The following is an 11,334-nucleotide window of genomic DNA, read 5'->3' as shown; positions in this document are numbered from 1 at the left end:
AAGTGGGAGCTATGAAAATAAATCAAAAATGATTAGTTTATTAAAAGGTAGAGCGGGAATAGAGAGGTGTGACAGTATAATTTTAATTTAGGATTGACAATAGGAGGAAATATTCATGGTTAACAACAAGACTGTATTTATTACAGGCGCAGCTAGAGGTATTGGTTTTGAAATTGGTGAAACGTTCGCAGAGAATGGAGCAAAAGTTGTTCTATCTGACATAAATGAAGAAGGAACAGAAGAAGCTGCTCAGAAACTAAGAGATAAAGGTTATAACGCTATTGGTATTAAAGCAGACGTGACTAATGAAGATGAAATTAAACAAGCAATTGACCGTACTGTAGAAGAATACGGTCGCTTAGACGTGTTAATAAATAATGCGGGACTTCAGCACGTATCTGCATTAGAAAACTTCCCAACTGAGAAGTTTCGTATGATGCAGGATATTATGCTTACAGCTCCTTTCATAGCAACAAAGCATGTATTTCCAATCATGAAGAAACAAGGATTTGGGCGAATTATTAACATGGCATCTATCAATGGTGTCATCGGTTTCGCAGGGAAAGCGGCTTACAATAGTGCCAAGCATGGGGTCATCGGCCTTACAAAAGTTTCTGCACTTGAAGGTGCGGAACACGGTATTACAGTAAATGCCATGGCACCAGGATATGTTGATACACCACTCGTAAGAGGACAGATGGAAGATCTAGCGAAAGAACGCGGAGTAGAGCTAGAAAAGGTACTAGAAGAAGTAATCTATCCACTTGTACCACAAAGAAGACTTCTTGAAGTGAAAGAGATAGCTGATTACTCAATGTTTATCGCAAGTGATGCAGCGAAGAGCATTACAGGTCAAGCCCTACTAATTGATGGTGGCTATACAGCTCAGTAAATTTAGATTTTACTAAAAAAATATTAAAGCAGCGCTTTCTAATGAGAAGCGCTGCTTTTTTATTGATCGCTAAAGGCTATTTGAAGACCAATTAAAGCAAGCAATAAAGCTTTTGCAAGATTGAATTTTCTAGCTAGGGCATGATTTTCTACGACATAGAATGCGATTTTTCCTGCAAAAAAGCTTATTGCACTAAAGATAAGAAAGGCTTGTAGAATGAAAACCCCTTCTAAAATTAACATTTGAAGAGCGGATGAATTCGCCTGCTGGTTTACAAACTGTGGAAGAAGGGCGAGAAAGAATAAAGAGACTTTTGGATTTAAAATATTCATAACAATCCCTTTTCGATATAAAGAAAAATAAGGTCTGCTAGGTTGACTTAGGGGTTTAGCTGCGGATCCGCTATCTTTAAAAGCTTCATATGCCATGAAAAGTAAGTAAGCTGCCCCGCGGTAACAATCGAAAAGGCGAGAGAGGATTGATAAAGGACGGCAGAAATTCCTAAGGTAGCAGCAATATGTACAAGTAGTCCTGAAGAGAGGGCAAGAAAACCATATCCTCGTGAAGTGATCCGTCAATTCGTCTCTCGATTTCAATTAGATGGTAGCGGGACATTGGCCGGAAAAGACCAATAACTTGACAGGTTTCTCATTAATGATATAATTCTGACATCTTTTAGTGTTGTTGGAGGAATAGTTCCATGGAACCCATTTTACTTGATATACCAAATAAATTTAGCACTGACCGTTTACATATACGTTCTCCACTACCTGGGGATGGTGCTTCGGTTCATCAATCAATTGATGCCTCGTTAGAAGAGCTTAAATCCTGGATGCCTTTCGCACATATAGATCAAACGGAAGAAGATGTTGAAGCGAATATCCGCGAATCTCACGTAGCGTTTTTAAAGCGGGAGGATCTTCGACTATTACTCTTCCATAAACAGACGGGTGATTTTATCGGTTCCTCAGGGTTACATCGAATAGATTGGAACGTTCGTAAATTTGAAATCGGTTATTGGATTGATTCTAGATACGCTGGTCAAGGCTATATGTCTGAAGCGGTCCAAGGCATTGTAGATTACGCCTTTTCAGAGCTAAACGCTAGAAGGCTAGAAATTCGTTGTAATGCGACAAATTGGCGAAGTCGGCGAATTGCCGAGAAACAATCGTTTCAACTTGAGGCTATTTTACGAAACGACCATGTCTCAATTGATGGCAGTAAACTAACTGATACATGCGTCTATGCTTTAACAAAAAAATAAATTTGGTAAGAATATGCATCTTACTTATGGGAGGAATAAGGTTCTTGCATCAAGAATAAACGAGTAATGAATGATTTTGATGATGGAGGGAAACTATGTGATCGAACGAGCGACGATAGAAGAAAGAGATTTTATTTTGTCGAATTCCATTCAATCTGTTAATGAAGGAACGACAAATCCCGGTATCGTAAAAGAAGAGAAAGCACTTGAAATTGTATCATCCATTCTTGATCGAGGTGGTTACCACCTCATTTATCGCGACGAAGGGGAAATTGCTGGCTGGGTATTACTTGGAGAAAACACGGATTATTTTACAGAAAGCAAGCATGGGTTCATTTATGATGTATTTGTTTTTCCAAAGTTTCGTGGGAAAGGGTATTCTAAGCAGCTCGTTCAAGCGAGTATTGAAAACTTCAAAGAACAGGGATATGAGGAAATTCGTTTGAATGTGTATTCCTCTAACTTCGCGAAATACATTTATAAAGACATTGGATTTCGAGAACTTCAAACGATCATGGTTTATAAATAGTTGTCCAGCTTCTTTTCATTTATTAAAAGAATGTGAAAAACAACTCATAATCAATCATCATGCCCTTGGAACTTGCTACACTATTTTTGCAGGGACTTCCCCGGTTCCTGCCCCCCTTAAAATATAAAGTGTGAGCCCCATGCATTTCCCAGCATGGGGCTTTTCCTTTTCAATCACACAGAAATGAGGGAGAGTATTGGTATATCAATTTAAGTTAATAAGTCAAGAAGAAGTCGAGCGAATTATCTCGTGGAACTATGATGGGCTATACTCATTTTATAATATGGACGAGGATCTTGAAGATCTAAAAGAGTTCCGGGAAGATGCAGCCAGCAATGAAAATTATTGGAGCGTCTACCATAGGGATCATCTTATTGGTTTTTTTAGTTTTCATGTGCATGAAGACAACCATATAGAAATTGGCCTAGGAATGTGTCCCGATAATGTTGGAAAAGGAGAAGGCTTTTCTTTTTTAGAGGCTGGCCTTCAAAAAGCAGTTGAATTGTATCGTCCAACTTCCTTTGGAATGGCAGTAGCTGAATTTAATAAACGAGCCATAAAAGTGTATCAAAGGGCTGGATTTCAAATCACTCATCTGTTTATGCAACAAACCAATGGGGGAGCATTTCAATTTGTTGAAATGAAGAAAAACCTCGTTTAAAACAATAATTGCAAAATACTAAATAGACCGATAGAATGAATCAAAATTAGATTTTTAATTTCCTTATTGAGAGAGGCGGAGGGACTGGCCCTTTGATGCCCGGCAACCTGATAGACAAGGTGCCAAATCCAGCAGAGTCTATGCTCTGAGAGATAAGGAAGAGCTCTGAAGCGAACTCTTCCTTATTAGTTAGGAAGAGTTTTTTTTAGACGATTCAATAAATGAGAGACGGGTTGTGAAGAATTTGAAAAAAGCTGACCGTATTCGCAAAATGAAAGTTCCAGATGCAAGTGAAAAGTATGGTGATCGTCTGCCACCGGGGCAAGTACTTACAGAAAGGTTCCCTATTCTACATGAAGGTGATGTACCTGTGTATGAGATGTCGACATGGAACCTAAGTGTATTTGGAGAAATTGATAAGGAAGTGATCATTTCCTATAGCGACATACTTGCCTTACCACAGAAGAAAGTAAAGTGTGATATTCACTGTGTCACAAGGTGGTCTAGGTTTGATAATACTTTTGAAGGGGTTTTGATTAAGGATTTTATGAACGCATATGGGATAGTACCGAAAACGAACCATGTTATGCTACATGGTGACTATAACTATACAACGAATATTCACCTCACTGACTTAATGAGAGATAATGTTATTCTTGCCCACTCAGTCGATGGAGAGAAATTAACGGCAAAACACGGATGGCCTCTCAGGTTAGTTGTACCGCATCTTTACTTCTGGAAAAGTATTAAATGGATCAGAGGTATAGAATTTATCAATGAAGACAAACCTGGTTTTTGGGAACAAAACGGATTTCATAACCATGCCGATCCATTTAAAGAAGAAAGGTTTTCTGGAGAGGATTTGGGACTACCGGAAGATGAATGGGAGAAAAAAGAGTTTGATTAATTTTTCTTAAAAAAGCGGGCGTGATTAACACATATAGAATTGATTGAGGAAAAGGTAGTTTATTATCACATTCTAAATATCATCATATCTATAAAAAAATAGTTTAAACTTGAAAGTCAGCAGAACCTTAGTATGTGTGGGTTTTGCTGACTTTTTATTCTCTGGTAATTAAAAAAGAGAAGAATTTTAAAAAAGAATGATCTAAATGGATCTTCCCTCCGTTAGCTAAGTGTAAATCAAAATTAAGGGGAGTGGATTTGAAAATGAATACGAACAAGAATATGAAAAAGAAAGTGATCGATTGGAAAAAGGGACTATTAATTGTTCCGCTTAGCTTTTCACTTTTAATACCAACTGCTGGAGCATTTGCCTCTGACCACGACCAGCAAATGGACAAGCCTACAGTAGAAACACCAGGTGCTGATCTTCGTGCTGATCTTGGCCATTTACTAAGTGAGCATGCTTATCTTGCAGTAGAAACAATGAGAAAAGGAGCTGAAGGTTCTGCAGATTTTGAAGCTTCTGCTGGTGCCTTAAGTGAAAACACGGAAGACCTTACAGCTGCGATTACATCCGTTTATGGTGAAGAAGCAGGAGCTGAATTTAATGAAATTTGGAGCAATCATATCGGTTTCTTCGTTGACTATGTGAAAGCAACAGGTAATGAAGATGAAGATGCAAAACAAAAAGCTTTAGATAGCTTAGATGGTTATAAAGAAGATTTCTCTAATTTCTTGGAAAATGCAACAGGAGAACGACTTCAAGCTGAAACATTGTCTGAAGGACTTCAAGCTCACATTAATCAGTTGATTGGTTCATTTGATAGCTATGTAGCAGGTGATTATGAGATGGCTTACGAGAAAGAACGTGAAGCGATTGCTCACATGCAAATGGTGGCTAAAGGATTCTCTGGTGCCATTACTGATCAGTTCCCAGACAAGTTCGAGAACACAAAAGCCGTAACACCAGCATCTGATCTTCGTGCAACATTAGGTCATTTATTATCTGAACATGCTGGTCTTGCAATGATGACAATGCAGAACGGAATCGACGGATCAGAAGACTTTGATGCATCTGCAGCTGCACTAAGCGAGAATACGGATGATCTAGCTGCTGCGATAACTTCTGTATATGGTGAAGAAGCAGGAAATCAATTTAAAGAAATGTGGTCTGGACATATCGGTAACTTTGTAGAATATGTTCAAGCGACAGGAGCTGAAGATGAAGCTGCTCAAGAAAAAGCACTAAAAGCGCTGGAAGACTATCGTGCAGACTTCTCAAGTTTTCTTGAAACAGCAACTGAAGGTAGATTAGAAGCGGGACCATTATCTGAAGGTTTACAAATGCATGTGAATCAATTAATATCTGCGTTTGATAGCTACACTACGGAAGACTACGATGCAGCTTATGATTCGGTTCGTGAAGCTTATGCTCATATGTATAAGCCGGCAAAGGGACTTTCTGGTGCTTTCGTAAACCAATTCCCGGACAAATTCGCTATGGAAGCTATGCCAACTGGTATGCCTAAAACAGGTATGGGTGGTACAGCTGAACAGCAAATGCCAATCGAATGGATTGTTGCAGCCATTCTTGCAACTATGGCTGCAAGTGGCGTAATTGTTCGTAGAAAAATGCAGAAAAGCTAAGGGAATAGATGATAGGGTAGCCTAACATACCCGCTAGAAAAGCAATAGCCAAAGTGGCTATTGCTTTTCTTCGTGAAAAGGACAATGAACTTGTCGTACTTACGCTATAGGAAATGGTTTTAATAAAGTTTGAGATGTAAGGAGCGTTACAGCATCATGTTTATAAAAAAGGTATACTGATAATGGGAAAATAGATGATGCCTGACTATGAAACACAATCAAGTTCGTCAAATATGTCTTTCAGTTGCTAGGATAGTTTATATGAGGGGGAAATTAGATGAAGCGAAAGTTTACATTTATTTTCGCAACGCTACTTTTTATTGTTGCATGTGGGAATAGTGAAACCAATGAAACTGGTAAAACAGAGGTGTTATCAAAGGAGTGGGATGAAATCGTATCCTCTTCTAATGGAACAGAGGTAAATCTCTTTATGTGGGGAGGAGATGAAGGCATTAATCAGTACATTGATGAATGGGCAGCACCAAGATTAAAAGAGGAGTATGATATTACGCTTAATCGTCAGCCGATGAATACCGAAGAATTTATGCAAAAACTTTTAACAGAGAAAAAAGCAAATAAAAACAAAGGTACAATTGATGTCATATGGATCAATGGCGCAAACTTCAAAAATGCTAAGAATGCTGATTTATTACTAGGTTCTTTCTCAAAGAAGCTGCCTCATTTTCAAGAATACATTGGATCAAAGGATCAGAATGCTGAATATGATCAAGGGACGGAAATTGATGGATTAGAAGCTCCGTGGGGAAATGTTCAATATGTTTTTCATTACGATTCGAGCAAGATCGATACACCTCCAAGTACACTTGAGGAGTTAAAGCAGTGGATTCACGATAATCCTGGGAAGTTTACGTATCCTAACGTTTCGGATTTTACTGGTAATACGTTCGTGAAGCACCTACTCATAAAAGGTTCAGGCGAAGAGTCGGGTCTTCTGGCAAAGGAATTTAACAAAGAAATTATTAAAGATTCCGAAGAATACGTGTGGAACTATCTTGATGATATAAAGTCTGATCTTTGGCGTAATGGTGAAACTTATCCTGAATCATTGACTAAACTTGATACGCTTTATAGTCAGGGGGAAATCCTAATGACTATGGGCTTTAACGAAGCAAGAGCAGAAAGTTTAATTGAAAATGGGACGTTTCCTGAAAGCACGAAGTCATTTGTTCTAAAAGATCCTGGATCGGTTTCAAATACACACTATCTCAGTATTCCATTTAATAGTCCGAATCCAGAGGGAGCTATGACAGTTATTGATTTTCTTGAATCGCCAGAAGCTCAAATAGCTAAAATGGATCCTACAATGTGGGGGGAAGGTACGGTATTAAATTTCGATAAATTGAGTGAAGAGGATCAGAAGATTATTGGTAACCTTGACCGGGGAGAAAGCGTACTTTCCACAGAGGTTTTAAATGAATATAAGCTACCAGACTTAGATACAGGTTACACGGAGTGGATTAATAATGAATGGGCGAATCGGGTTATTGAGCAATAAGTGGAAATTACGTTTATATTTATTACCTGCGATTGCGGTTACATTGCTACTTGTAGGGCATGGAATGTGGTCAGCGGTAGCTCAAAGTTTTCAAACAATAGATGGGGAATGGACTATTGCAACATACGCGGAACTTTTTAGTAATCATGCTTTTTTTCATTCCCTTAAATTAACGTTTCGAGTTGCCGTCCTGTCCACCTTACTATCGTTAGTGATAGGATTAGTAATGACTAGAATGTTATATGAGTTATTTAAAGATTCAACGTTGAAGATACTTGTATGGATACCGATGTTAATTCCTCATTTTGTTGCAGGTTATTTAGTATTTTTGTTTTTCTCGCAAAGTGGACTGTTCTCTTCTCTACTTTATCAAATTGGAGTATTAGAGAGTCGAGGGAATTTTCTAGTTCTTGTTCAAGAGAAATTTGGGTTGGGGATCATTTTAACATATGTCTGGAAGGAAGTTCCTTTTGTAATTCTCATGCTGTTGCCTGTTTATTATGAGATCGATCATCGCTATTCTGAAGTCGTTCGAACGCTAGGTGGAAGTAAGTGGGATGTTTTTAAAACCGTTGAACTACCCTGGATACTCCCGATTCTCATCGAAACAGCAGTAATCTTATTAGCATTTGTTGCTTCTGCGTTTGAAATCCCATATTTATTAGGTGTCACACGACCAGAAATGTTACCAGTTAGAGCGTACGAATGGTTTTATGATGGGGATTGGAGCAAGCGACCACTTGCATTTTCTGCTATGCTTCTTCCAGGAGTGCTCGCCCTTCTTCTTGCGACCTTTTCAATCGGAGCTGTGCAAAAACATAGGCTTAGAATGATAAAGGGGAGAAACAGATGAGGTTATTTTTGAAGCGTTTAGGGAAAAGAGAGTTAGCAACTAGTTTCGTGTTTGTTTTGTTTATTATTTTATTCATCCTACCTTTTGTAACAATAGGAATGAAAAGCGTCTCCGAAGGGTGGAGGTGGCCTGCGTTATTTCCAAACGAACTAAGTTTGGATGCGTGGCGTAGCATTATGAAAGATCCTTCATTAATCGAATCAATTGTTACAACGTTCAAGATTGCTCTTCTAGTTGTAATATTAAATATTTTGCTCGCGATACCAGCGGCCAGGGCTCTTTCTCACTATACGTTTAAAGGAAAATCCATTATTGAGGGACTATTGCTATCCCCTATTTTAATACCTGGCATTTTACTCGCAATGGGGCTTCAATTTACGATGATACAATTTGGCTTAGCAGATAAGATGATAGGCGTTGTCATTGTTCATTTGATTCCTACGCTACCTTATGCCATTCGTGTCATGAGGGCAGGCTATGAGAGAATGGGAAGTAGTCTAAATGAGCAGGCTGCTGTACTAGGAGCCGGTCCGTTGACGCGCTTTTTGACAGTAGCCCTACCTTTATTACTTCCAAGTATTCGAAGCTTAATGTTATTAACTTTTGTTATATCTTTAGGACAATATGCGCTTACAGCAATTATTGGGGGAGGTACAGTGATCACCCTCCCATTATTATATTATCCCTATTTTTCAAGTTCGAATGAAGCAGTTATTGCAGGATTTTCAATACTTTTTGCTTTGCTACCCCTTCTATTTATTGGCCTGGTGGAAGTTATGTTGAGGCTGGTTATTCGAGCTGTTAATCGCGTTTGAAAGGAAGATTGTTTTGAACCAGCTATTGCAATGCAGAAACCTTCATAAGAAATTTTCAAATACATCCATCTTGCAGAACCTTTCGTTTCATTTAGAAGAAGGTGAGCATTTTACAGTAGTAGGACCATCAGGATGCGGTAAGAGTACACTCCTCAGGTGTATTGCTGGTTTGGAAGCACTAAATGAAGGAGACATTTACTTAAGAGAAAAATCAATTGTAAGGCTGAAACCAGAAGATCGTTCGGTCGTTTTGATGTTTCAGGATTCATTATTATTTCCTCATTTAACAGTACTAGAAAACGTAACTTATGGTTTGAAAAGAAAAAAAGTATCAAAAAACGAACGCGTTAGGCAAGCTGAACAAATGTTAAATAAAGTAAAGCTGTCTAAATGGAAAGATACCTTTCCTCATGAATTATCAGGTGGTCAAAAGCAGAGAGTATCACTTGCAAGAGCGCTTGTGCTGAAACCAGATCTTCTTTTATTAGATGAGCCGTTTAGCTCACTTGATGCTGCACTACGAGAATCACTTCGTAGTGAGGTGAAGGATTTATTAAAAGAAGAAGGGATTACTTCACTGTTTATTACTCACGACCGTGACGAAGCTATCGAAATGGGTGATAGGCTTGCTGTTATGTATGAGGGGAGATTCATCCAAATCGGTCATCCTTATGATGTTGTCACGAATCCTTCATCTATGGAGAGCGCTAAAATTATTGGAGAAGGATTAGCTCTAGAAGAAGGGTTTATTCCGCTTAGTAAATTAAAAGCCATTTCTGTGCAAGATAAAGAAAGTAACCAGGATTGTACCTTTGTTTCAGGAAAGGTAAGCGCGGTTACAGTAAAAAACAACATAGAATGCTATCGTATATCCTGGGAACAGGGAAGTATTCTTGTCATGTCAGACAGTCGTTTAGTTGCGGGTCAAGAAGTTCTATTAAGTGCTAAGAGGGAAGACATGAAAGAATATCCCAAAGATCAATGGGGTCTTGCCCAATGACTGTTAAAACACTTCTAAAAGGATTATCGTTGACGGCACTTATCATTGTTATTTACTTACTTAATCAATATGTATTTGATTTTAGACCCTCTCACATTCGTGGTTGGATTTCATCATTCGGCTTTTATGCTCCGCTCATTTTCTTGCTTATTTGTATTGGTAGACCCTTTGTGCTCTTTCCTACATCGATCATTTCGATCAGTGGTGGTTTAGTATTCGGGCCTCTACTTGGTACAGTTCTAGCGGTGGTAGGTGGTTCAACAGGAGCTCTTCTTTTCTTTTCATTAGCAAGAAAATTAGGAATGAACATTCTACCGAAATCATGGAAGCGGAAGGGAGAAAACCTTGAGAAACGATTATCAGAAAAGGGTTTTCTTTATGTACTCTTGTTACGTCTCGTTCCTTTTCTTCATTTTGATTTAGTTAGCTATGTTTGTGGGGTTTCTAATGTGAATCGGAGGAAATACTATTTAGCAACGCTGCTGGGGATGTTACCAGGTGCCATTGCATTGAATTTTCTGGGGGCAAGTTTTTTATCAAATAATTTATCATCGGTCATTATTGCTGCTGCCGTATTACTACTATTACTTATCGTAAGTCTATATATTCGCAGAAAAGCATTCGGACCTTCTGTTGAAGAAGAACTGAAATAAGGACGGTGCTGTCGTGCTTGACACTCATGCAAGGAAATATGTTCAGCCTCTAATGGATCGGACCTCAGAATCGCTGCTTCGATTAGGTCTTACAGCTAATCAAGTAACGGTTATTTCATTCATTATTGGCATTTCATCGGGGATATTTATTTATTTTGATTATTACGTTTGGGCGGTTATCGTATTATGGGCTTCTGGTTTTCTTGATGCTGTTGATGGAACAATGGCACGTAAAACAAAGCCATCTCCTTTTGGCACCGTATTGGATGTGAGTTTTGATCGCGTTGTTGAAATTAGTGTCATATTAGGGCTTGCTTTTCGGTTTCCTGAAGCGATGTGGGCCTTGTTATTATTAAGTACTTCCATCATTTTTGCCATGACGATCTTCCTTACAGTAGGTGCTGTGTCAGAGAAAAAAGGCATCAAATCATTCTATTATCAAGCGGGAGCTGCGGAGAGAACAGAAGGTTTTCTTCTCTTTACAGCAATGATTTTGTTTCACAATTTTTTAGTTATCTTGACACTAGCGTTTGTAGCAATTGAACTATTCACTGCTTTTCAAAGACTAGCAGAAGCCAAAAGGATATTAGGATAGAGG

Annotated in this window: 13 protein-coding genes and 1 riboswitch; of the genes, 12 read left to right on the top strand and 1 reads right to left on the bottom strand. The window is 38.6% G+C overall.

All coding sequences use genetic code 11. The annotated features are described in order from the left end of the window. Positions 1-115: 115 nt before the first annotated feature. Positions 116-892: a 3-hydroxybutyrate dehydrogenase gene (locus tag AC0VYH_RS13610; RefSeq protein WP_430246066.1), complete on the top strand. Its 777-nt coding sequence runs from the start codon at positions 116-118 to the stop codon at positions 890-892. 59 nt (positions 893-951) lie between these two features. Here the strand turns inward: AC0VYH_RS13610 and AC0VYH_RS13605 are convergent, their stop codons facing one another. Beyond that, positions 952-1,470, bottom strand: a complete 519-nt coding sequence (locus AC0VYH_RS13605; RefSeq protein ID WP_475372626.1) for a LysE family translocator — start codon at positions 1,468-1,470, stop codon at positions 952-954. Positions 1,471-1,592: 122 nt separating this feature from the next. On the opposite strand from AC0VYH_RS13605, the gene AC0VYH_RS13600 reads away from it, so the two are divergent. The 11 genes from AC0VYH_RS13600 to AC0VYH_RS13550 all read left to right on the top strand — a co-directional run bounded on the left by AC0VYH_RS13600 (position 1,593) and on the right by AC0VYH_RS13550 (position 11,331). Beyond that, complete coding sequence (locus AC0VYH_RS13600; RefSeq protein WP_475372625.1) at positions 1,593-2,156, top strand: GNAT family N-acetyltransferase; 564 nt, start codon at positions 1,593-1,595, stop codon at positions 2,154-2,156. 97 nt (positions 2,157-2,253) lie between these two features. Beyond that, positions 2,254-2,685, top strand: a complete 432-nt coding sequence (locus tag AC0VYH_RS13595; protein WP_194222332.1) for a GNAT family N-acetyltransferase — start codon at positions 2,254-2,256, stop codon at positions 2,683-2,685. Between the two features lie 196 nt (positions 2,686-2,881). Beyond that, positions 2,882-3,346, top strand: a complete 465-nt coding sequence (locus AC0VYH_RS13590; RefSeq protein WP_475372624.1) for a GNAT family N-acetyltransferase — start codon at positions 2,882-2,884, stop codon at positions 3,344-3,346. Between the two features lie 60 nt (positions 3,347-3,406). Beyond that, positions 3,407-3,505, top strand: a riboswitch (SAM riboswitch). An 85-nt stretch (positions 3,506-3,590) separates the two neighbouring features. After that, a complete protein-coding gene (locus tag AC0VYH_RS13585) occupies positions 3,591-4,253 on the top strand; it encodes a sulfite oxidase-like oxidoreductase (protein ID WP_430246213.1) in 663 nt (220 codons plus the stop codon). A 296-nt stretch (positions 4,254-4,549) separates the two neighbouring features. Next, positions 4,550-5,899 carry a copper amine oxidase gene (locus AC0VYH_RS13580; protein WP_475369066.1) on the top strand — a complete coding sequence of 450 codons (1,350 nt, stop codon included), beginning with the start codon at positions 4,550-4,552 and terminating at the stop codon, positions 5,897-5,899. A 277-nt stretch (positions 5,900-6,176) separates the two neighbouring features. Further along, the gene (locus tag AC0VYH_RS13575; RefSeq protein ID WP_430246079.1) at positions 6,177-7,415 is read left to right on the top strand and encodes an ABC transporter substrate-binding protein; all 1,239 of its coding nucleotides are present in this window, start codon (positions 6,177-6,179) and stop codon (positions 7,413-7,415) included. After that, entirely contained in the window at positions 7,384-8,268 is an 885-nt protein-coding gene (locus AC0VYH_RS13570) for an ABC transporter permease (RefSeq protein WP_430246081.1), read from the top strand. The genes AC0VYH_RS13575 and AC0VYH_RS13570 overlap by 32 nt, the downstream gene beginning before the upstream one ends. Next, entirely contained in the window at positions 8,265-9,083 is an 819-nt protein-coding gene (locus tag AC0VYH_RS13565) for an ABC transporter permease (protein ID WP_303530844.1), read from the top strand. Before AC0VYH_RS13570 ends, AC0VYH_RS13565 begins: the two co-directional genes overlap by 4 nt. A 13-nt stretch (positions 9,084-9,096) precedes the next feature. After that, complete coding sequence (locus tag AC0VYH_RS13560) at positions 9,097-10,083, top strand: ABC transporter ATP-binding protein (protein WP_430246083.1); 987 nt, start codon at positions 9,097-9,099, stop codon at positions 10,081-10,083. Continuing rightward, the gene (locus tag AC0VYH_RS13555) at positions 10,080-10,736 is read left to right on the top strand and encodes a TVP38/TMEM64 family protein (protein ID WP_194222017.1); all 657 of its coding nucleotides are present in this window, start codon (positions 10,080-10,082) and stop codon (positions 10,734-10,736) included. Before AC0VYH_RS13560 ends, AC0VYH_RS13555 begins: the two co-directional genes overlap by 4 nt. Before the next feature lie 13 nt (positions 10,737-10,749). Continuing rightward, positions 10,750-11,331 carry a CDP-alcohol phosphatidyltransferase family protein gene (locus AC0VYH_RS13550; RefSeq protein WP_430246085.1) on the top strand — a complete coding sequence of 194 codons (582 nt, stop codon included), beginning with the start codon at positions 10,750-10,752 and terminating at the stop codon, positions 11,329-11,331. Positions 11,332-11,334 lie beyond the last annotated feature (3 nt).

The organism is Anaerobacillus sp. QJM3NY_32, assembly GCF_056173645.1.
The sequence above is the reverse complement of the archived record's forward strand: the minus strand, read 5'-3'. Positions and strand labels throughout refer to the sequence as shown.